At 52.8% G+C, this 20,392-nt stretch carries 20 protein-coding genes; 10 read left to right on the top strand and 10 right to left on the bottom strand.

All coding sequences use genetic code 11. The features are described 5' to 3' along the window. Both K7P01_RS03850 and K7P01_RS03845 read left to right on the top strand, forming a co-directional pair. Positions 1 to 987 (top strand): pectinesterase family protein, encoded by a 987-nt coding sequence (locus K7P01_RS03850; protein ID WP_267290015.1) that lies wholly within the window; start codon positions 1 to 3, stop codon positions 985 to 987. A gap of 24 nt (positions 988 to 1,011) precedes the next feature. Beyond that, a complete protein-coding gene (locus tag K7P01_RS03845) occupies positions 1,012 to 1,347 on the top strand; it encodes a cupin domain-containing protein (RefSeq protein ID WP_267290013.1) in 336 nt (111 codons plus the stop codon). A gap of 28 nt (positions 1,348 to 1,375) precedes the next feature. Here K7P01_RS03845 and K7P01_RS03840 read toward each other — a convergent pair whose 3' ends face one another. The 5 genes from K7P01_RS03840 to K7P01_RS03820 all read right to left on the bottom strand — a co-directional run bounded on the left by K7P01_RS03840 (position 1,376) and on the right by K7P01_RS03820 (position 7,597). Beyond that, positions 1,376 to 2,152 carry a LytR/AlgR family response regulator transcription factor gene (locus tag K7P01_RS03840; RefSeq protein ID WP_267290011.1) on the bottom strand — a complete coding sequence of 259 codons (777 nt, stop codon included), beginning with the start codon at positions 2,150 to 2,152 and terminating at the stop codon, positions 1,376 to 1,378. Then, positions 2,149 to 3,204 carry a histidine kinase gene (locus K7P01_RS03835; protein ID WP_267290009.1) on the bottom strand — a complete coding sequence of 352 codons (1,056 nt, stop codon included), beginning with the start codon at positions 3,202 to 3,204 and terminating at the stop codon, positions 2,149 to 2,151. Before K7P01_RS03835 ends, K7P01_RS03840 begins: the two co-directional genes overlap by 4 nt. Beyond that, positions 3,201 to 4,283, bottom strand: a complete 1,083-nt coding sequence (locus tag K7P01_RS03830; protein ID WP_267290007.1) for a sensor histidine kinase — start codon at positions 4,281 to 4,283, stop codon at positions 3,201 to 3,203. The genes K7P01_RS03835 and K7P01_RS03830 overlap by 4 nt, the downstream gene beginning before the upstream one ends. 30 nt (positions 4,284 to 4,313) lie before the next feature. Next, positions 4,314 to 5,768, bottom strand: a complete 1,455-nt coding sequence (locus tag K7P01_RS03825) for a hypothetical protein (protein ID WP_267290005.1) — start codon at positions 5,766 to 5,768, stop codon at positions 4,314 to 4,316. Between the two features lie 179 nt (positions 5,769 to 5,947). Beyond that, positions 5,948 to 7,597: a UxaA family hydrolase gene (locus K7P01_RS03820; RefSeq protein ID WP_267290003.1), complete on the bottom strand. Its 1,650-nt coding sequence runs from the start codon at positions 7,595 to 7,597 to the stop codon at positions 5,948 to 5,950. 220 nt (positions 7,598 to 7,817) lie between these two features. On the opposite strand from K7P01_RS03820, the gene K7P01_RS03815 reads away from it, so the two are divergent. From K7P01_RS03815 to K7P01_RS03795, 5 genes are all read left to right on the top strand, one after another. Continuing rightward, positions 7,818 to 8,873 carry a Gfo/Idh/MocA family oxidoreductase gene (locus tag K7P01_RS03815; RefSeq protein ID WP_267290001.1) on the top strand — a complete coding sequence of 352 codons (1,056 nt, stop codon included), beginning with the start codon at positions 7,818 to 7,820 and terminating at the stop codon, positions 8,871 to 8,873. Positions 8,874 to 8,898: 25 nt separating this feature from the next. Next, positions 8,899 to 9,897 carry a sugar kinase gene (locus tag K7P01_RS03810; protein ID WP_267289999.1) on the top strand — a complete coding sequence of 333 codons (999 nt, stop codon included), beginning with the start codon at positions 8,899 to 8,901 and terminating at the stop codon, positions 9,895 to 9,897. A 4-nt stretch (positions 9,898 to 9,901) separates the two neighbouring features. Further along, a complete protein-coding gene (locus K7P01_RS03805; RefSeq protein WP_267289997.1) occupies positions 9,902 to 10,570 on the top strand; it encodes a bifunctional 4-hydroxy-2-oxoglutarate aldolase/2-dehydro-3-deoxy-phosphogluconate aldolase in 669 nt (222 codons plus the stop codon). Between the two features lie 62 nt (positions 10,571 to 10,632). Beyond that, positions 10,633 to 11,943: an MFS transporter gene (locus tag K7P01_RS03800; RefSeq protein WP_267289995.1), complete on the top strand. Its 1,311-nt coding sequence runs from the start codon at positions 10,633 to 10,635 to the stop codon at positions 11,941 to 11,943. A 100-nt stretch (positions 11,944 to 12,043) separates the two neighbouring features. After that, complete coding sequence (locus tag K7P01_RS03795) at positions 12,044 to 13,843, top strand: glycoside hydrolase family 9 protein (RefSeq protein ID WP_267289993.1); 1,800 nt, start codon at positions 12,044 to 12,046, stop codon at positions 13,841 to 13,843. Positions 13,844 to 13,894: 51 nt separating this feature from the next. On the opposite strand, the gene K7P01_RS03790 is transcribed toward K7P01_RS03795, so the two are convergent. Continuing rightward, entirely contained in the window at positions 13,895 to 14,338 is a 444-nt protein-coding gene (locus tag K7P01_RS03790) for a peptidylprolyl isomerase (RefSeq protein ID WP_267289991.1), read from the bottom strand. A 50-nt stretch (positions 14,339 to 14,388) separates the two neighbouring features. Between K7P01_RS03790 and K7P01_RS03785 the strand changes: the two genes are divergently transcribed. Next, entirely contained in the window at positions 14,389 to 14,646 is a 258-nt protein-coding gene (locus K7P01_RS03785; RefSeq protein WP_267289989.1) for a hypothetical protein, read from the top strand. Next, positions 14,643 to 15,647 carry a bile acid:sodium symporter family protein gene (locus K7P01_RS03780; protein ID WP_267289987.1) on the top strand — a complete coding sequence of 335 codons (1,005 nt, stop codon included), beginning with the start codon at positions 14,643 to 14,645 and terminating at the stop codon, positions 15,645 to 15,647. Before K7P01_RS03785 ends, K7P01_RS03780 begins: the two co-directional genes overlap by 4 nt. On the opposite strand, the gene K7P01_RS03775 is transcribed toward K7P01_RS03780, so the two are convergent. After that, on the bottom strand, positions 15,634 to 16,236 hold the full coding sequence (locus K7P01_RS03775; RefSeq protein ID WP_267289985.1) for a DUF4202 domain-containing protein: 603 nt from the start codon (positions 16,234 to 16,236) through the stop codon (positions 15,634 to 15,636). The genes K7P01_RS03780 and K7P01_RS03775 overlap by 14 nt on opposite strands. Positions 16,237 to 16,354: 118 nt before the next feature. Between K7P01_RS03775 and K7P01_RS03770 the strand changes: the two genes are divergently transcribed. Beyond that, positions 16,355 to 16,990, top strand: coding sequence for a hypothetical protein (locus K7P01_RS03770; protein WP_267289983.1), 636 nt, complete (start codon positions 16,355 to 16,357; stop codon positions 16,988 to 16,990). Here K7P01_RS03770 and K7P01_RS03765 read toward each other — a convergent pair. The 3 genes from K7P01_RS03765 to K7P01_RS03755 all read right to left on the bottom strand — a co-directional run bounded on the left by K7P01_RS03765 (position 16,955) and on the right by K7P01_RS03755 (position 20,318). Next, on the bottom strand, positions 16,955 to 17,281 hold the full coding sequence (locus K7P01_RS03765) for a flagellar basal body-associated FliL family protein (RefSeq protein WP_267289981.1): 327 nt from the start codon (positions 17,279 to 17,281) through the stop codon (positions 16,955 to 16,957). The two genes, K7P01_RS03770 and K7P01_RS03765, sit on opposite strands and share 36 nt — an antisense overlap. Continuing rightward, a complete protein-coding gene (locus K7P01_RS03760; protein WP_267289979.1) occupies positions 17,274 to 17,834 on the bottom strand; it encodes an RNA polymerase sigma factor in 561 nt (186 codons plus the stop codon). The genes K7P01_RS03765 and K7P01_RS03760 overlap by 8 nt, the downstream gene beginning before the upstream one ends. Before the next feature lie 99 nt (positions 17,835 to 17,933). Next, complete coding sequence (locus K7P01_RS03755) at positions 17,934 to 20,318, bottom strand: ABC transporter permease (RefSeq protein WP_267289977.1); 2,385 nt, start codon at positions 20,316 to 20,318, stop codon at positions 17,934 to 17,936. Positions 20,319 to 20,392: the final 74 nt, after the last annotated feature.

Genomic DNA, 20,392 nt, shown 5'->3' with positions numbered 1-20,392 from the left:
ATGAGAAATCGTATAGCCTGGTCGGTTGTATTGGTCTGGTTGACCCTGCACAGTAACGCACAGCCAGCCACGCAAGCGCTCGAAAGGGTGTCTTACGATTTTGTTGTAACCCCGGACGGTTCCGGTGATTTCCGTACGCTACAAGAAGCCTTTAACGCTGTACCCGATTTTCGCAAGAAAGAGACCCGTATTCTGCTTCGACGGGGGACTTACAAAGAGAAGCTTACGCTGGCTACATCCAAAATCAACGTCCGGCTTATCGGTGAGGATGTAACCCGGACGATCGTAACTTACGACGACTATGCTTCCAAGAAGAATCGCTTCGGGGAGGAGATGGGCACGACCGGCTCTTCTTCTTTCTTTGTGTTTGCGGACGACTTCTATGCCGAAAACATCACCTTTGAAAACAGTGCCGGACCGGTAGGGCAGGCGGTAGCTGTACGAATTGCCGGTGATCGCGTCATGTTTCGTAATTGTCGTTTTCTAGGCAACCAGGATACACTTTATCCCTTTGGCGAGAAGAGCCGACAATATTATAGAGACTGCTATATAGAAGGTACCGTTGATTTTATCTTCGGCTGGTCTACCGCGATCTTTGATCATTGTACCATCTTTTGTAAAAAGCCGGGTGGTTATGTCACAGCGGCCTCTACGTTGGAGAACACACGCCATGGCTTTGTCTTCCTCGACTGTAATATTACCGGTGATGCTTCTGAAGGAACCTTTTACCTCGGCAGGCCATGGCGCCCCTGGGCGAAAACAGTATTTATACGTTGCTACCTCGGCAAACAGATAAAAAAGGAAGGCTGGCACAACTGGGACAAGCCCGATGCAGAGAAGACGGCCTATTATGCCGAGTACGCTTCGACTGGTCCCGGTGCTAGTGGCAACACCCGTGTATCCTGGGCGCATACGCTGACGGTCGGCGAAGCCGCCAACTACTCCGTCGAGGCGATTTTAGGAGATTGGAAGATAAGCGTACCTTGAAGCAGATTTTAACACACGACACGTATGCCCGTGATTCACGCTGACAAGGCTGCAGTAACGCAGGTAAAAGACGGGGTGACCCGGTACCTCATCCACGAACAACAATTGATGACGGTGGTTATCGACTTTAACAATGGTCCTTGGGAAGCTCCGGACCCGCCGCATAGTCATGTGCACGAACAAACAACCTATGTTGCTGCGGGTGAAATTATATTCTTTTGTGAGGGCGAGCCGGATGAACGTTTGAAGACAGGTGATATGTTTTGTGTTCCTTCTGGTAAACTACATACTATTCAGGTGCTGTCGCCGCATGTTCGGCTGATTGATAGTTTTACGCCGCTGCGGGTGGATTTTCTTTGAGTGTCTTTATGGCAGTACCTCGCGGTGTTTAGTGCGCGGCACCGTCGAACCAGGTCTTGAAGTCGCCGACTTTCTCGCGGCTCACGATGATCTCTTTATCGAAATCCTGGATCATTGTGATCTTGAGGCGGCTGTTGGAGTAGACCAGCACGTCTTTGATTGCGTTGATGTTGATGATATAGGTGCGGTTGATCCGGAAGAATATTTGTGGGTCGAGCATATCTTCCAGTGCCTCCAGTGTATAGTCGATGATAAACTTTTTGTTCTGACCGGTCACCAGGTATACATCGCGGCCTTCGGCGTACAGCAGGCTGATCTGGTCGGCGGTGATGGAGCGGATGTGTTCGCCGACTTTTACCATGAACCGACGCTTGTGTACAGTGGCGGGGGAAGTCGTGGCTATCTGGCTGATGCGTTGCGCCTGTACTGCCGGGAATTGCAGCTGCTGCCGCAGCGATTCCATCTTTTTTAGACTGGCGGCCAGGTCGGTAAATGTGACAGGCTTTAACAGGTAATCAATACTGTTTACTTTAAAAGCGTCGAGGGCGAATTCATTGTAGGCTGTTGTGAAGATCACTGGCTTTTGTACCTGCATCGCCTGAAAGATCTGGAAGCTCAACCCATCGATGAGCTGAATATCCATAAAGATCAGGTCCACTTCGTCCTGGTGCTGTTGCAGCCAGGGTACGGCCGCCGCGACCGAATCCAGCCGGGCTGCCACGACAATCGTGGGATCGTATTTTGTGAGATAACGTTCCAGCTTCTCCGCTGCCGGCAGCTCGTCTTCAATGATTGCGACTTTCATAGTGCCTCCAAAGGGGTAGTTTCCTCTACACGAAGCAGCGGTAATTTAATATAATTTTCCTGGTACGCCTTCACTTTGATTAGCGGTAGGTCGCTGTAGAGCGAGTATGAACGCTGTAACCGCGTGAAAGCCACTTCGCTGTCCGCATACGGTATCAGCCGGTCATTCAGCTTGCTTTGCAGCACCAGGTAATTGTCTTCGGTGTAGCAGGTGATGGACAGTGGCTCAAAACGTGTTACGATTGTGTTGCGCACAATATATTCCACTACGATCGGTAACGATCCGGGTATTAGCATGGCATCCACCAGGTCGTTGTCTTCGGTCACGTCCAGCGTGAGCTGACCGAAGTATCGCTCGTTTAGTAACAGTATCAGGTTTCTGGCCGCATCGATTTCAGCCTCTGCGGGGATCAGTTCCTGATGGCGGTTCGTCAGGACATACCGGTACCCGGTAGCCAGGGAGTCGATGTAGGCTTCCGCTTTTTCTACATCACGGTACATAATGCCGATCAGACTTTCGAGGCTTTCGTACAAAAGCTCCGGATTGATGTCGTGCTGGAACTCCAGCATCTCTACCTCCAGGATTGCCTTGTGTTGCATTTCGGCCTGCAGTTTGAGCGTGTTCTCCTGGTGCAGATAGTAGTCGCTGATGTAAAGAAGATTGTAGAGTGCCGCGGTGACTGCAAAAATAGAACAGAAGGTCGCGAACTGCTCATTGGTCATGCCGAAGCCGATCACGTACTGGAAGTACAAATGCAGCCCGGTCATGACAAGACCCGTTGATAAGATCAGCGTGGCCACTACCTGCGTTGTGAGCAGCCGCGATGTACGTTGGTCGCGTTGAAAGCGATGCTGAATGACGATTACCAGGCGGCACGATTCAAAGGCCAGGTAGGTGAGGCCGATGCACAGGTATAATTCCTGGCTGTTAAAAAGATCGTTGATCTGCGCTACGGTGTCGTTGATCATCAGGACCAACAAATAGACCAGCGCGCCATAAAAGGCTGGCGCCAGGATGCGGAACACGGGGTGATGGATAAAATACCGTTTCATACGTGTCCGTTTAGTTGAGGTTTCAGTTTGGGGGGAAAGAGGATGAGCGGAAGTGATACGGTGAATTTCTCGTCGTCACGAATCTCAATCTTCTTATCCGTAAAGAAACGGTAGCGCTTTTGAATATTGTCCAGGCCGATCTGGAACGACGTAACACCATGGGCCGTGCCGGTCTTTGTGTTGATCACCTTCAGCCGCGTGTTGTCTTGTGCCGTGATATAAATGAACAGCTTCTTATCCGTATGCATCGGGTTGTGCTTCACTGCGTTTTCGATGAGCATCTGCAACGTTAGCGGCGGAATCTTGCTGTTCATGACATTCGGTGGCAGGTTGATCTCGACGTGCAGTTGCTGTTGAAACCGGATGCGTAGTAGATAATAATATGACTCGACAAAGCTGATCTCTTCTTGCAGTGAAACATACGGCTTGCTGCGTGTCGTCAAGATAAACTGGTAGGTCTGCGCCAGGCGTCGGATAAATTGTTCGGCCGAAGGCAGGTCTTTGTACAATAGCGACGAGATCGTGTTCAGGCTGTTAAAAAGATAATGTGGACTGATCTGGCTTTTCAACGCTTCGAATTGCAGCTCCAACTGGCGACGTTCCCGTTGTAGCTTCTCGATCTGCGTGACTGTATAATGCTGGTACGAAAAGAGCAACGCATAAATGACGTTGTATATAAACAGCGCTGCCAGGTACAAGATCATTAACTTCCAGTACAGATCGGTGTCCCGTGCTGAGAAGCCAGGCCAGAGTACATTACCGCCGGCCACGGAAAGAAACGCGGCGCCGGTGGCAACCGTCACGCCCATCGCGAGCAGTACATTGGCACCATACCCCACCAGCAGCCTCGAGGTAAAGTAGGTGCGCCAGGGAATCCACCGGTCCAGCGCGGTGTTGGCAAAGTACAGGGTCACGGCCAGTATACTTCCCGTCAGGATGCTGAGAAGTATACCGGAGCCACTGTCTTGCAGGCTGGGGAAAGCTCCCGTCTCGCTCACGTGCAGGTACACGAAGAGCATGAAGAAAAACACAACGGCGAGCAGAATGATCCAGGTAAATCGGCGAAGCGGGTGACGCATAAGGTTAAATTACGAAATCGCGTGATGAAATCAATCGATAGCCCGTAAAGCCCGTCCGTAGTATGTTTCCGACGAGATCGAACGCGCTATTTCGCGATAGGTATCTTTCAGCGGTGTGCCAGCGGCTTTCACCCGATTGGCGGCGCGGGTCATTACCTCGGTTTTATAGTGATCCGAATCCATGCTGCGTACCACTTGCAAGACAGACGCCAGCTGACCATCAGTTTTGGTTTCGGCGATGGCCTGTTGCAACACTTGTGATTTGTAGTGGTCGCTGTCCATGCCTTTGCAGAGGTCTAGCGTAGTAGCGAGAATATTGTCATTCAGGGAAGGCTGTTTTAACAAGCGGCTCAACACTTCGGACCGGTAGTGATCAGACTCGATCGAACCCAGGATCTGTGAAGTGCTCGTGATGACCTCCGTGGTTAACGGCCTCGATAACAATTCGCGGATGATTTCGGTGAGATAGTGGTCTGACTCCACATGGCGGGTCGACTCGATCAGGTTATCGTACGAGCGCTTTGACAAGTTAGGTTTGTTTAAGGCTCGTTTTAATATCTCCGTTTTATAGTGATCGGACTCAATGGCCTGTGTTGTTTCGATCAGTTTTTCCATTGCGGCGTCCGTCAGGTTGGGCTTTTGTAAAAGTGCCGTCAACACTTCGGTAATATAGTGGTCCGATTCTATTTTGGAAGCCGCTTGCAGGGCCGTCGTAATATTGTCCTGCGTGACATTGTCACCGCGGAGTGCCTCTTTGATCACCCCCGCGCGGTAGTGGTCTGAGTCGATCTCCAGCGTCGCGCTGAATACTGCGGCCGATGCTTCTTTGTTCTGAATAAACTTGCCGATGTTGTTTCGTAAAAATTCGGCCTTGTAGTGATCCGAGTCGATCTTGCTGCTGACAGATCGGATGATGCCGGCATACTCTGATACTGGCACGGGCTGCTTCATGAGCAGGGCCGCATATTGAGCACGTACACCGTCGCCTTCCAATTGGCTGATTTCGTTTAGGACACCCGTTGTACCACCTTTCTTAAAAAACCGCTCCACACGGGCTTCTGCGGAAATTCCTGTCGAACGTACCACACTGGGCAGGATGTCTGCCAGCCAGGCTTTGCCGCCGTCCTCCCACGACGCCAGCGTACGGCCTTCGTAATACGCACGTTTCAGCTTGCCGCCGCCCTGGGATTCGATGACCACCGAGCGTTTGCTGCCAAAGACGGTCTTGCTGATTTCCAGGTAACCGCCGTCAGAAAGTGACTTGATATCACGGTCGTCATCGGTCACTTCCACGCGGCCTCGAAGCTCGATATTGAATTCGCTGCCGTTGGATTTCTGCGACCAGCGGTAGCGGTCGTTGTCTATGTGGATTGAGGTTTTAGTATTGTTATTACCGGAGGCAGTTACCGTCTGACCCGATACCGGGTGCAGCAGCGGAATAAGGACTGCCAGGATGAAGGATGACAACAGGATGCGCGTTTTCATATGCCTGAATAAGTTTATGCCGTATTAACGGTACAAGGATGGGAAGAAGATTCAGGGTATTAAAGAGATGTGTTGTGAAGTGTTGAACGGGTGTAGTGAGTTGCCAGAAACGTGCTGTCGCCGGAAAGCTAAAAAAAGCCTGTCCACAGACCTTTGGCGCCTGTGGACAGGGTAGGAGGTTATAGGGAAACGCCGCGTTTCCAGGGGATGAAGTCGTCCTGGCCGAGGGCTACCGACTTGGCGGTGACGCGGCCGCTAGCTACTTCGATGATGAAGTCGAGGATTTCTTCGCCGACCTTGTCAATGGTTTTTTCGCCTGAAATGATTGAGCCGGTGTTGAAGTCGATGATGTCTGGCATGCGTTCGGCCAGCTTGGTGTTGGTTGAAAGTTTTACCACTTGCGACACGGGGTTGCCTGTCGGTGTGCCCAGTCCGGTGGTAAACAAAATGATCTGTGCACCGGAGCCGGTTGTGCCTGTCGTACTCTCCACGTCGTTGCCCGGGGTACAGAGCAGGTTGAGGCCGGGTTTTTTGATATACTCGGCATATTGCAACACATCGGCTACGGGCGCTGTGCCACCTTTCTTTGCAGCACCGGCGGACTTGATGGCATCGGTGATCAAGCCGTCTTTGATGTTGCCCGGGGAAGGGTTCATGTCGAAACCCGAGCCTACCGCTTCGGCAGCGTTGGAGTACGTGCGCATCAGCTTGATAAACAACTCGCCTGCAGCGTCTTCTTCGCAGCGGTTGATAAGCTCTTGCTCAACACCACACAGCTCTGGGAATTCGGACAAAATCGTACTGCCGCCGAGTGTTACCAGCAGGTCGGATGTATGACCAATCGCCGGGTTAGCTGAGATGCCAGAGAAACCATCTGAGCCACCACATTTTAATCCGACCACCAGCTTACTGAGCGGTGCGGGTTTGCGCTCGATCTTGTTTGCTTCCACCAACGCGGCGAATGTCTGGCGAATCGCTTGCGTCAGCAATTCTTGTTCTGTGCCGCTTTGTTGTTGGTCGAGTATAAACACCGGCTTGCTGCCTTTCGGGTCCAACTCTTTCAAGCGCTCTTGCAATGTCGTGATTTCGGCATTCTGACAACCCAGGCTCAGCACCGTTGCACCCGCTACGTTGGGGTGGTGAATATAGCCGGCCAGAAGTTTGCACAGAGTTTGCGAATCCTGCCGTGTGCCACCACAGCCGCCCTGGTGCGTGAGGAATTTTACACCGTCAATATTTTTGAAGAGACGGTTATCGGCCGCGGCACCCGCTGGGTGGAAAGGTACTGTTTCCAGTTTGGTGGTACCACCGTTTCGGTATGCCTGCACCAGCTCGTGCACGTAGTCTTTATAGGCTTCGGGCTTGCCAAAGCCCAGCTCGGTCGTAAACGCTTCGGTGATCACTTCCACGTTCCGGTTTTCACAGAATACCAACGGAACGATAAGCCAGTAGTTGGCTGTGCCTACTTGTCCGTCGGCACGGTGGTAGCCCATAAAAGTTTTGTCTTTAAAGGCGGAAACGTCGGGCGGCGCCCAGGAATAAGCCTTTGTGCGGCCCGCGTAAGGAGCTGCTTTGTGCTTGAGGTTGTGTGTGCCGATGACACCGCCCTGGCGAATCGGCTGGACGGCTTTGCCCACCAGCGTGCCGTACATCAGCACTTCGTCATCGGGCTGTAAGGGCGCCTCGGTGAATTTGTGTTTGGCAGGAACATCGTCTACCAGTGTCAGCGGCTTGCCGCCATCCACGGTCAGTGTTTCGCCAGCCTTCAGGTCTGTCAATGCTACATAGACATTGTCAGCGGGATGAATTTTCAGAAATCTGTTTGACATATTAATTATTCACGTATCTTGCGCAATCGATTGCGCAATTTACATACTTTTCCATAACAACAAAACAAAATGTTGCGCATACAAATAACGACAATCCGATATGCTTTTCCGCCTACCCTGTCATACCTTTTTCGTACGTCGGTTCAGGATAAGAGCCTTTCTTTTTCGTCCTATTGGTACGGTACTGGAAAAATAATGGTAGGTTAGAAAGAAACGCCCTATGGCTTATACAACACCCATCGCAACAGCTATTCTTTCCTACGGTATGTCGGGCGAGGTGTTCCATGCACCGCTACTGGAAGCGCACCCGGGCTTTGCCTTACAGACGATCGTGCAACGTCGTGCACGCACGGCGCAGCTTCGCTACCCGCAGATAAGCATCGCCGGCAGTGTAGCCGAGGTGTTGCAAGACCCCGCGATCGAGCTGGTCGTCGTCAACACCCCGAACGCCACTCATGCCGAATTTGTGGCGGCAGCACTCGCCGCCGGTAAACACGTGGTCGTCGAAAAACCTTTCACCGTAACCTCGGCCGAAGCCAACCAACTGATCGCCCTGGCGCACGCGCACCAGCGCGTGCTCACGGTATTTCAGAACCGTCGCTGGGACGGCGATTTCCTGACGCTTCAGCAGATTGTCAACAGCCGGGCCGTTGGCACCATCGTCGAGCTCGAAGCTCACTACGATCGCTTCCGCAATTACATCGAAGCTGACACCTGGAAAGAAGAAAGCGGCCCCGGTACCGGTATACTCTACAACCTGGGCTCGCATATGCTCGACCAGATTATTACACTCTTTGGCATGCCGCATGCGGTCGATGCCCGGCTCGGCATACAACGTCCCGGCGGCAGGGTAGAAGACTTTTATGACATCCGCCTGCAATATGACGGCCACCAGGCTATTGTTAAGTCCAGTTATCTCGTGCGCGAAGGCGGGCCGCGTTATAGTGTGCACGGTACTGAAGGCTCGTATATAAAATATGGCCTTGACCCACAGGAGCAGGCTCTTAAAGAGGGCAAGACACCCGGCAGCGCCGGATGGGGCGTGGAGGATCCCAGCCAGTGGGGTAAACTGAACACGACGTTGCAAGGGCTGCACATCACCGGCCAGGTGGAAACACGGCCCGGCAACTACCCGCAGTTCTATCACGGTGTGTACGATGCAATTCGTGAAGGCAAGGAGCCGCCCGTGTTGCCGCAGGAATCGCTCGAAGGGATAAAATTGATCGAAGCGTGCTATGAGAGTAACAGGCTGCGCCAGTCCGTGCGCCTGTCGTAACACCACTTCGTAAAGCTATTGATAGATGAAGAACAAAGTCATTACACTCGGTGAAATCCTGCTTCGGCTCTCCACGCCAGGATTCGCACGTTTTACACAGGCCGGCAGTTTCCAGGCGCTCTATGCAGGTTCGGAAGCCAACGTCGCGGCGTCGCTTTGCCACTTTGGTATACCGGCGGCGCACGTCACCCGCTTCCCCGACAACGACCTGGGCAAGGCGGCCATCCAAACCCTGCGCCGGTACGGCGTCGACACGCAGCACATCGTCTTCGGTCCTGGCCGCATGGCGATATACTTTCTCGAGAACGGTTCGATGCAACGCGCGTCGCGCGTGATATACGACCGCTTCGACTCCGCCTTCGCGCACATCGAGCGGGGCATGATCGATTGGGACAAGGTCTTTGCTGACGCCGCCTGGTTCCATTGGACGGGGATCACCCCGGCACTGTCGCAAGGTGCGGCCGATGTTTGCTGGGATGCCATTGCCGCGGCACGCAGCAAAGGCCTGACGGTATCGGGCGATATCAACTACCGCCGCAATCTCTGGCAGTATGGTAAGACCGCGCAAGACATTATGCCCGCGCTCATTACGGGTACCGACATCGTGGTGGCAGGGATCACCGACATGGAGAACTGTGCCGGCATTACCGGCGCATCGTTCGAAGAAGCCTGTCGCGCATTTATGCAGACCTTTTCGCAGGTGAAAAAGATTACCACTACTATTCGCGACTCCATCAGCTCGTCGCACAACCGGCTTACTGGTATAGTGTGGAACGGCCAGTCGCTCGTGTCGTCGCAGCCGTATGAGCTTACACATATTGTAGACCGTGTAGGGGGAGGCGATGCCTATATGGCCGGTCTCATTTATGGTTTATTGACACAAAAGAGCGATGCCGATACCGTAGAGTTTGCCACAGCCGCCAGCACGCTCAAACATAGCATCGAAGGCGATGTAAACCTGGTAACAGTAGAAGAAGTAGAAGCCCTTGTCAAAGGCGAGAATGTAGGAAAATTATTACGCTAAGCGCATGACGAAATTCACCCAACAACAAATTATAGATACCATGGCCCAATCCGGCCTGGTGCCCTTGTTTACACACGCCGACGCCACCCTGGCGCAGGAAGTGATCGACGCTGCCTATAAAGGAGGCGTGCGTGTATTTGAATTTACAAATCGCCTTCCCAACTCATTTGAAGTATTTCAGTCTGTGCTGAAGTACTTCGAAAAGTATCCCGACCTCATGTTGGGTATCGGCACCGTCATGGATGCCGCTACCACGCGCAGGTTTATCGACGCCGGCGCGCATTTTATTATTTCTCCCATCCTCAAACCCGAGATGGCCGCCGTATGCCGCGAGCACAATATGTTGTGGATACCCGGCTGCGCGACCCTTACCGAGATCGTCACGGCGAAAGAGCTTGGCGCGGGCGTGATTAAAGTATTCCCGGGCTCGGTACTCGGTCCTGGCTTTGTGTCGGCTATTACGCCGGTGGTGCCTGGGCTGAAGCTCATGATCACGGGTGGGGTAGAGCCTACAGAAGCAAACATTTCGGCGTGGCTCAAGGCCGGTGCAACGTGTGTCGGGCTGGGCTCACAGCTCTTCACCAAAGAAATCATTGCCGAAAAGAACTGGGCACAGCTGGAGAAACAGGTAGCCGCTGCGCTGAAGATCATCCGAGACATTCGGAAGACATGACGGTACGCATACACCCTCTCGTTATCATAAACAACTACTGAACAACCAAATCCCTTAACCCCGTGGAAAACCTAAACCAAACCGTAGGGAAATACCGATGGACGATCTGTTCCCTGGTATTTTTCGCTACCACCATCAACTACCTTGACCGGTCGGTGATCAGCCTGCTGAAGATGGAATTAACCAGTGAGTTTAACTGGAACGATGGCGACTATGCCGATATCGAGATCGCCTTCAAGGTCGCCTATGCGTTAGGCATGTTGGGCGCGGGTCGTCTTATCGACAAGCTCGGCACTAAGCTCGGTTATCTTCTGGCCACGTTCCTGTGGAGCCTTGCCGCCGTCGGACATGCCATTGTACAAAGCACGTTTGGATTCATGGTGGCCCGCGCAGCGCTGGGCGTAACTGAGTCCGGTAACTTTCCCGCCGCCATTAAGACCGTAGCGGAATGGTTTCCCCGGAAAGAGCGTGCTCTCGCCACGGGCATTTTTAACTCGGGCGCGAACATCGGTGCTATTGTCGCACCGCTTACCGTGCCGTTCATCGCCGCCGCATGGGGGTGGAAGTGGGCTTTTGTCATAACGGGGTCATTCGGGTTTGTATGGGTTGTCGCATGGTTCTTGTTATATGAGGTCCCTGCCCGCAATAAGAAACTTACCGACGCCGAACGCCTCTATATTCTGACGGATGAAGAGGGTGTGGTGGAAGCTTCTGACGATAACGCGCCGCGTATATCATGGTTTACATTATTGAAATTCCGGCAGACATGGGCCTTCGTGCTTGGCAAATTTCTGACTGATCCAATCTGGTGGTTTTACCTTTTCTGGTTGCCCGATTTCCTGAATAGCGAATACAAACTCACGGGCACGCAAGTGGCCGTGCCGGTCGCTGTGGTATACATGATCTCTACCGTGGGCAGTGTGTGGGGTGGATGGCTGCCGTTACGTTTTATTCGCACCGGGATGCCAGTATTTAAAGCCCGTAAGACATCGATGTTGCTCTATGCATTCCTGGTAATGCCCATTGTCTTTGCGCAATTGTTGGGGTCGATGAATATGTGGTTTGCCGTTATTATTATCGGCATTGCCACTTCGGCGCACCAGGCATGGAGTGCTAATATTTTTACTACGGTATCTGATATGTTCCCGAAACGGGCGGTTGGCTCTGTTACCGGTATTGGTGGGATGTGTGGCGGTATTGGCGGGATTTTCCTGACGCTTTTTGTTCAGAAAAATATGTTTGTACACTATCGGTCTATTGGGCAGATTGAGACGGCTTACTACATCATGTTTGCTATTTGCGGCTCGATGTATTTGCTGGCATGGTTGATTATGCACGTATTGGTGCCGCGGATGGAGCGGATTAAGGTATAAAATGTCAAAAGAAAACACGGTAGAAGACTGCCGTGTTTTCTTTTTTACGCACAAATACTAACTTCATCCTCATACCCCGCTGCGTATGATCCGGATGAACATGATAGTTAATGTACTGCTGTTACTAGTTTGTACGCCAATCCTTGCCCAAACAACTGACGAGCCTGGGTACACCATCTCCCCAAACATCCCGATCACTGACAATGGAGACCACGCTATCCGGCTTAATCAAATAGGCTTTTATCCCACTGCTTCCAAAGTAGCCGTCATAGTCTCATCCAAACCCGCCCCGGCGTTTTATCTCATACGTCACCGCGACGAAACAAAGGTCTTCTCATCCAAGCTCGCTGAAACACGCCCAACCGAGCTTTCGAAAGAGCCAACCCAAACAGCAGACTTTACGACCTTCCAAACCCCCGGCACCTATCGCTTAGTCGTGCCCGGCATCGGCACATCCTATCCTTTTGTCATTGCTCCTGATGTGCACCGCGGCCTGACAAAAGCTGTTTGGAAAGGCTTTTACTTTCAGCGTGCATCCACTGCGTTGCCGGAGCGATATGCTGCTGTTTGGCACCGCGCCGCGGGTCACCCGGACGACAGCGTAGTGATACACCCCTCCGCGGCATCAGCCACCCGTCCCGTCGGCACTGTCATCAAATCTCCACGGGGCTGGTATGACGCCGGCGACTACAACAAGTATATCGTCAACAGTGGTATTACCATGGGCACCCTGCTTGCGGCGTATGAAGACTATTCTGCCTTGCTCGACACACTGGCCCTTAATATTCCTGAACGGACTAATACGCTGCCCGACGCTCTCGACGAAATACTGTGGAACCTCCGGTGGATGCTGACCATGCAAGACCCTGCCGATGGCGGTGTATACCATAAACTTACCAACGCACGGTTTGACGGTATGATCATGCCCGCCGCAGCACATACGCCCCGGTACGTTGTTCAAAAAGGTACGGCGGCCACACTCGATTTTGCGGCGGTCATGGCGCAGGCCAGTCGCGTGTTGCGTCCATTTAAACAACTACCGGGGTTGGCAGACTCGTGTTTTCAAGCCGCGGAGCTTGCCTGGCAGTGGGCGCAACAGCATCCACGGGAAGTATATGATCAGGCGGCACTCAACAATCGCTACGATCCTGATATTGTTACCGGCGGTTATGGCGACAGGGATTTTGCAGATGAGCTTATTTGGGCTGCGGCAGAGCTTTATACCACGACACAAAAGGTGGAGTATATACAGCTAATCAAATTGTTCCCCGATAGAAAGAACCCGTTGCCGAGTTGGGCGCAGGTGCGATTGCTCGGGTACTATACACTCGCGCGCCATGCACAAAGGCTACCGGACTACCCGGGTAAAGAAAATGTCACGATGCGCATCATCAAGGTGGCCGACGAGCTGTTGCGTAACTACGACCAACGATCTTATCACATGGTCATGGGCGCTACGGCTAAAGACTACCTATGGGGTAGCTCGTCCGTGGCGGCAAATCAAGGCATTGCGCTGATACAAGCTTACCGGCTTACGCAAGACCAAAAGTATATCGCAGCAGCATTATCGAACCTGGATTACCTGTTAGGGAGAAACAGCACAGGCTATTGTTTTGTCACGGGCTTCGGCTCATTCTCCACGCAGCACCCGCATCATCGTCCGTCGATCGCCGATGGCGTACGGGCGCCGGTACCGGGACTCCTGGCTGGCGGTCCCAATCCCGGGAAGCAAGACAAAGCGGAGGGCTGCACCTATGGCCCGGACACCCATGCGCCGGACAAAGCGTACCTGGATCACGACTGCTCTTACGCCTCCAACGAAATTGCCATCAATTGGAATGCCCCGCTGGCGTACCTGGCGGTAGCGCTCGAAGCGTACTACACGGGCGGGAAAAAATAACGGGCCACCGTAAGGGTGGCCCGTTGGAAAAAGATCGTATGGACGGAAGTCTTACGCGGCTTCTTCTTTGATGATCACTTGCTCCATTACATCGCCCGGGCTGATAGCATCGATCACATCGAGGCCTTCATACACTTTACCAAACACGGTGTGGTTGCGGTCCAGGTGCGACGTGTTTTGACGTGAGTGGCAAATAAAGAACTGAGAGCCACCGGTGTTGCGGCCGGCGTGGGCCATCGACAGCACACCGCGGTCATGGTATTGGTTGTCGCCTGTGAGCTCGCAATCGATTTTATAGCCCGGACCACCACGGCCCGTGCCATCCGGACAGCCGCCCTGGATGACGAAGTTGGGGATCACGCGGTGAAACGTCAGACCATTATAAAAGCCTTTCTCGGCCAGCGTAACAAAGTTTTTTACAGTATTCGGAGCGTCCTTCTCAAAGAACCGGATCTTCATAACGCCCTTTTTTGTGTGAATTTCTGCTACCTTCATGGTGAATTTTTTTATTGGCGCGCAAGTTAATAGAATAGCGGGAATTTAGCATGGCGCAGTGCGTAACCCATAAGAAGTGCTTCCCTACGCGGGAATTTGCAGAGGATGTGCTCATAGAGGCGCAAACCGCATATGAGTATGCCCCGGGCAGTGGTCCCATTGCCGTGTACCAGTGTGAGGATTGTGGTTATTTCCACCTCACATCCCGCGGACCCATGAGCGAGCGCCTGGCACAACACCTGGCTAATGGCTCCATTCGCCGCCAGCGAGAGGCCAACCAATGGCTGGATAAGCTAAAACGGAAATGAGCAGAGCATTCTTTGCTTTCCTGGAACGCATTGGACTCGACGGTTTTATCCTGGCATTAGGCAGCGCCATTCTCCTGGCGTATCTGTGGCCCGCGCCGGGCATCATGGAGCATCCCGTATCACTGGCTACGGTGGCCAACTATGGGGTTACACTTATTTTCTTTTTCTATGGACTGAAGCTTAGCCCAAAGACACTGAAAGCGAGCCTGGGCAACTGGCGACTTCATACCGTTGTACAGGCGTCTACCTTTATCCTCTTTCCCCTCATCGGATTCGCTTTATATTCCCTGGCAGGTACATGGGGAGAGCCCCTGTTGTGGCTGGGAATATTATACGTTACTGTGCTGCCCTCGACAGTATCATCCTCCGTCGTTATGGTGTCGATGGCGGGCGGCAACATACCTGCAGCCATCTTTAATGCCAGCATCTCCGGCTTACTCGGCGTAGTCATCACGCCCCTTTTAATGAGCCCGGTATTGGAAAACCAGGTGCACAGCTTTGACGCAGGTGACGTGATCATCAAATTAGGTATTCAGGTATTGGCTCCCGTAGCCCTGGGCCTTGTATTGCATTCTACGCGGTTGGGTGCCTGGGCTATGCGCAAGCGTGCGTCCTTGCGCATCATGGATCAAAGCGTAATTTTGTTAATTGTTTATATATCGTTCTGCGAGTCCTTTGCCGGCCACATGTTTAGCGCCTTGCACCCGTCAGCACTGCTATTGTTGCTTGCGGGCATGGCCCTGCTTTTTGCCGTCGTATTCCTGCTGACCGGAAGTATCAGCCGGTGGATGGGCTTTGCCGATCAGGACCGGATCACTGCCGTATTCTGCGGCACAAAAAAATCATTGGTGCACGGCACGGTCATGTCGAAGATTCTTTTTGCAGGTATACCCGCAGCGGGATTGGTGCTGTTACCGATCATGGTATACCATGCCATCCAACTGATTCTATCCAGTATGATCTCCAAACGCATCGCGTCGCAGGCCGCTACGAAGCCGTAAGGCGCACAACAGCCTGTTTGATCAATTCCTGCATGTGTGCTGATACCGGTATTTTACCTGCTTCCTGCAGGCCATGGGCGGACATCTTTTTCATCGTTTTGAAAAGAATGTCGACAACTTTCTCGTCTTCGTGGCGGGAAGCGAACTCCTCTAAATAATATTCAATAAAGACAAGACAGATAACGTCTTCCAGCAATTGCGTATCCGTATTGGTGCGCAGCTCTTTTTTTAACAATAGAAACTGTACCTGCCCGATCGTGGCTGCGTCAAAACCCTGGCGGGTCAGGATGTCGTCGGCGATCTTCGCGTGATGGCTCTTCTCTGCATTTCGCCACTGTAGATAGCCCTTCTTATCCATTGTGTACGTACTGCGCGGTATTTCCCACCGGCCGATGTGTTGGCTTCGTGCGGCCAGCTGCACGGCATCCGAGGCATTGGGTTGGAAGTCATTTAGGCGCGCTGTCATGCGTTGCGCATACAATAACTCTTTAGGATAGGGCGTGCCGTCAAAAACCTCCAGTGTCGGATCGTTGGCGTTATACGCATCAAAGGCTGCAAAGGCCTGGGAAAGCTTCTCGGAATTGGACATGGGCAAAAATGATAAATAATTTGATTTTTTCTCAACCCCATAGGGGTATCACGCACATGGGATGTCCTAAGGGCATAATGACATACACGAAACAACACAATATAATCTTCTATAGCGTATGAAAACGAAATTTACAGTTCTGGTAGTAGTGCTCTTGGTGTGGACCGGCAGTACGTATGCACAAGACATCGAAACCGTTTTTCACGGGAGTGGCAACGGCGTTAGCATCGGTGGGTATGGGGCCTTGTCAAACAAGTTTACAAAGATTCGCGGCGAGTATGCCAACTACGTGGAGGCTTACGGTGGTGTATACCTGAACCATCGCGTCTTACTGGGAATAGGCGGCGGCGCTACGACAAACAATTTGCCGGTGCCACTTCAATATAGCACCCTGCCTGACGCCAAGTTGAGCTATCAATATGGTCAATGCGGTTTGGTGACCGAGTATGTTCTTGCTTCTAACCGTGCTGTGCACCTGGTGGCGCATTTGTTTACCGGTGCAGGCTTTACGCTGCAATATGATCGTCACGATTGGTCTGACGAGCGCTTTGATGACCTGGATGATCACCGGGATGAGAATTGGTTTGTGGTGGCAGAGCCCGGTATACAGGTGGAGATAAACCTGTTCCGGTGGGCACGTTTCAGCCCGGGTATTTCTTATCGCAAGGCCTTTGGCAGCGAGGGCCGCGGCCTGGACGATAGCGACCTGAGCAGTATATCATATAACGCCACCTTGAAATTTGGTGTCTTCTAAATCAGGCCACTTAATCGTGGCGACACCTGTGCGCGAGGGGGGAGCACAGTGCACTGTTTGCACAGCCTTCTCTTCCGGTGCAGGTGTTGCCTTTTTCTGTTCCGCTCGTTTCGTCAACATGTAGACAAGGATCATCAAGATGATGATCAGAAAATAAACCAACGCGATGATCGACCGCTTCATTTTCAGGTAACGATCGTGACGGTGCATCAGCTTGCCATAGTTCCGGTGACGGGCAATGTCGCCGGGACTTATCCTATTCTTTCTGAGCCGTATTTCATTCCTAGACATCGTACTTGATCCGTAAGTTAAAGTTCTTTCTTAATCTGTCCAGCGCCCGGTAGGTACGCATCTTGGCGCCGCTCTCCGTAATGTCGAGGATAAAAGCGATCTCTTTAAAATCCTTGTCCTCGAAAAAACGCAGCTCTAATACTTGCAGCATGTCGGTGGGAAGGCTCTTGAGGTAAACCAGCAGCTTTTGCACGATTTCTTCGTCCCATGCTTCGTGCGCCTGCTCGATGAGCTCGCGCACACGCACCTCTTCCAAACTAAAGACGTTGTCGCGTTTTTTCTTGCGGTAGTACTTGTTTACCTCGTTGCTCGCAATGCGATACAGCCATGCCGAAAAGGGCACCCCCCGGAACTCATACCGGTTTACGTTGCGCAGCGCGCTAAGAAAGGTCTGGGAGCAAAGATCGGCAGTGACATCTTCATCGTCGATCTGTCGGTAGATGAAGTTGAAGATGCGGTCGAAATAGCGTTCGTAAAGCTCTCCAAAAGCCCGCGGATTACGCTTGGATCGTTCGAGGATCGCATACTCTTGTTGTATTTCGGCTTCTGACATACGGTGCAAATACATTACTATAATGCAAAGAAGGACTGGAAGTCACAAATAATCATGCTGACTTCCGGCCCTTGCGCACGAACGGATCGGCCGCAACAGCTACTCGTTGCGCAAAGTATTTACGGGGTTGGCCAGCGCCGCCTGCAGCGCCTGCACCCCTGCCGTAACAAACGCAATGAGCGTTACCGTAAAGAATGCCAGCACGATAGGGCCTGCGCCGACCGAAACACGATAGGCAAATCCTTGCAGCCAGGAATCCATCAGCCAGTAGGCCAGGGGTAACCCCACCACCACGGCAATGAGCACCAGGCGTGTAAAATCTTTTGTAATCAGCAACACAATACCTGGTACGCTAGCCCCCATTACCTTGCGGATGCCGATCTCCTTCGTCTTCTGTGCAGCCGAGAATGCCACCAACCCAAACAACCCCATACAGGCAATGACAATCGCGAGCACGGCAAACACCGTACTGACTGTGCCCATGCGTTGTTCGTTCTGGTACAAGGCATCGTATTCCTGATCCAGGAAGTGATAATCAAATGGCCGGTGGGGTGTAAGACGTTGACAGATGGCTTTCAGCGTAGCCAGCTCCTGTTGAATGTCGTGGCCTTTCAGTTTAACAAACACATTGCCGCGATAGATTTCTTCGGTGAACAATACCAGCGGTCCGATCTCGTGTTGCAGCGATGCGAAGTGAAAGTCGCGCACGATGCCCGTTACCGCCCCACGTCGGCCGTTCAGGTGTACCGGCGTGCCGATGGCTTTGTCAGGGTCGAGGCCTAATTGCTGCACAGCATTTTCATTTAAAATGAAAGCATAGGTGGTATCGTGTGCCAGTTGTTCATAGTCGCTTTCGGTAATGTTGCGACCGGCGACCAGTTCCATTCCCAGTGTCGGGATAAAACCCGTGTCGATGGCCATGGCTGTTACGTTCATGCCTTCCTGGTCGCTCCCGGTTTGTTTGTGAAGGGAATAGCCGCCACCGATCAGTGTGGGCGACTCCATCGCCCGGCCTATTTGCTGCGAAATGCCCTGTCGTTCTATTTCGGTCTTTAAGGCTGAGAAGACTTCCCGTGTTCGCGCGTCCGCCGTCAGTACAACAACACGCTCTCTGTCAAAGCCCAGCTTTTTATCGCGGATGTATGACAGTTGATGGAGTACCACCACCGTGCCTACGATCAATACAATCGAGGCGCAGAACTGAAATACGACCAGCCCCTGCCGCAGCCATAACCCCTTGCCGGAGGTCTTGAAATTACCCTTCAGCACTTTTACGGGCGTGAAGCCTGTAATGACCAGGGCCGGGTAGGCGCCGGCCAGGAAGGCCAGCAGTGTCGTGAAAACAACGGCCACCCCCAGCGCCGCAGGATTCAGGAACAACGATGAATCGAACGCTACTCCCGTCATGTAACTAAACAGGGGCAGCGCCAGCCGCGCCAGCATAAAGGCCGCGACAAGCGCAATCCAGGTAATGAGCAGTGACTCGCAGATGAACTGAAAAAACAACTGTGTGCGCAGGGCGCCGGCTACTTTGCGTACGCCCACCTCGCGGGCCCGGTCGGTGGCGCGGGCGGTCGCCAGGTTGACATAGTTGATGCAGGCAATGACCAGCACGAGCAATGCCACGAAGCCAAAAATATATACATACTGCAGGTTGCCGACCGGTACCTGTTCATTGTCCATGTCCGAGCGCAGGTGAATGTCGGGCAGCGGTAAGAAATTATACCGCACGTAGTTGCCTTCGCCCGGGATGTCGCCGGCTACTTCTTTTGCCACGAGCTTATTGAGCTTGTCTGTCAGTGCAGCCACGTCGGCCTGGTCGCGCAGCAGCACGTACGTGGTGTAGTTGGCGCTCCACCAGATCGGAGGCTCGTGGGCCTGCCGCAGCGTAGTAAAGGACGCGATAAAGTCGAAGGGCAACATGGTATAGTCGGGCTGGTCGCGAAGGAGACCCGTGACCTGATATTCTTTGCCACTGACCAGCAGCGTCTTTCCCACCACGTCTTCGCTGCCGAAATATTTTCTGGCCATCGACTGTGTAAATATCAGGGATTGCGGCTGTGTCAGCGCCTTGTCAGGATTGCCCGCGATAAGCTCCAGGCCAAAGACTTTAAAAAACGTGCTGTCGGCGTAGTAGACGTTTTGTTCTTCAAAAATCTTGTCGCCGTACTGCAGCACCGGGGCATTGCTGGAGAGACGCACGCCTGCTTCGACCTCGGGAAATTCACGCATCAGGGTCGGCAGCAGGGCGGTCGGCGATAGAGCGATCTTGGATACCTGTCCGCCCGAGGCATATTCCAGCGACACCCGATAGATTTCCGACGCACGTGGATAAAACCGATCGTAGCGCAGCTCGTGCCCGATCCATGTCACCAGCAGAATGCACGTGGCGAGCCCCAGGCTCAGGCCCAGGATGTTGATAGTGGCGTAGGAGAGGTGTTTGCGAATCGACCGCAGCGCGATGACGAAGTAATTCCTGATCATGATCTTCCGGGATTTAGGGCGAATAGGTTAAATTATCGTTCCGTAACTGGGCCAGAGACGCGCGTGGACCCCTG

Source organism: Parachryseolinea silvisoli, from assembly GCF_021190955.1.
Taxonomy (GTDB): Bacteria; Bacteroidota; Bacteroidia; order Cytophagales; family Cyclobacteriaceae; genus Ohtaekwangia; species Ohtaekwangia silvisoli.
The sequence above is the reverse complement of the archived record's forward strand: the minus strand, read 5'-3'. Positions and strand labels throughout refer to the sequence as shown.

Bases quoted from the DNA above. Each gene is read 5' to 3' on its own strand.
- K7P01_RS03780 (WP_267289987.1), top strand. From the start codon at position 14,643: ATGAGCAGAGCATTCTTTGCTTTCCTGGAACGCATTGGACTCGACGGT.
- K7P01_RS03790 (WP_267289991.1), bottom strand. From the start codon at position 14,338: ATGAAGGTAGCAGAAATTCACACAAAAAAGGGCGTTATGAAGATCCGG.
- K7P01_RS03840 (WP_267290011.1), bottom strand. From the start codon at position 2,152: ATGAAAGTCGCAATCATTGAAGACGAGCTGCCGGCAGCGGAGAAGCTG.
- K7P01_RS03845 (WP_267290013.1), top strand. From the start codon at position 1,012: ATGCCCGTGATTCACGCTGACAAGGCTGCAGTAACGCAGGTAAAAGAC.
- K7P01_RS03785 (WP_267289989.1), top strand. From the start codon at position 14,389: ATGGCGCAGTGCGTAACCCATAAGAAGTGCTTCCCTACGCGGGAATTT.
- K7P01_RS03830 (WP_267290007.1), bottom strand. From the start codon at position 4,283: ATGCGTCACCCGCTTCGCCGATTTACCTGGATCATTCTGCTCGCCGTT.
- K7P01_RS03775 (WP_267289985.1), bottom strand. From the start codon at position 16,236: ATGTCCAATTCCGAGAAGCTTTCCCAGGCCTTTGCAGCCTTTGATGCG.
- K7P01_RS03760 (WP_267289979.1), bottom strand. From the start codon at position 17,834: ATGTCAGAAGCCGAAATACAACAAGAGTATGCGATCCTCGAACGATCC.
- K7P01_RS03815 (WP_267290001.1), top strand. From the start codon at position 7,818: ATGGCTTATACAACACCCATCGCAACAGCTATTCTTTCCTACGGTATG.
- K7P01_RS03805 (WP_267289997.1), top strand. From the start codon at position 9,902: ATGACGAAATTCACCCAACAACAAATTATAGATACCATGGCCCAATCC.
- K7P01_RS03795 (WP_267289993.1), top strand. From the start codon at position 12,044: ATGATAGTTAATGTACTGCTGTTACTAGTTTGTACGCCAATCCTTGCC.
- K7P01_RS03770 (WP_267289983.1), top strand. From the start codon at position 16,355: ATGAAAACGAAATTTACAGTTCTGGTAGTAGTGCTCTTGGTGTGGACC.
- K7P01_RS03835 (WP_267290009.1), bottom strand. From the start codon at position 3,204: ATGAAACGGTATTTTATCCATCACCCCGTGTTCCGCATCCTGGCGCCA.
- K7P01_RS03765 (WP_267289981.1), bottom strand. From the start codon at position 17,281: ATGTCTAGGAATGAAATACGGCTCAGAAAGAATAGGATAAGTCCCGGC.
- K7P01_RS03810 (WP_267289999.1), top strand. From the start codon at position 8,899: ATGAAGAACAAAGTCATTACACTCGGTGAAATCCTGCTTCGGCTCTCC.
- K7P01_RS03825 (WP_267290005.1), bottom strand. From the start codon at position 5,768: ATGAAAACGCGCATCCTGTTGTCATCCTTCATCCTGGCAGTCCTTATT.
- K7P01_RS03820 (WP_267290003.1), bottom strand. From the start codon at position 7,597: ATGTCAAACAGATTTCTGAAAATTCATCCCGCTGACAATGTCTATGTA.
- K7P01_RS03850 (WP_267290015.1), top strand. From the start codon at position 1: ATGAGAAATCGTATAGCCTGGTCGGTTGTATTGGTCTGGTTGACCCTG.
- K7P01_RS03755 (WP_267289977.1), bottom strand. From the start codon at position 20,318: ATGATCAGGAATTACTTCGTCATCGCGCTGCGGTCGATTCGCAAACAC.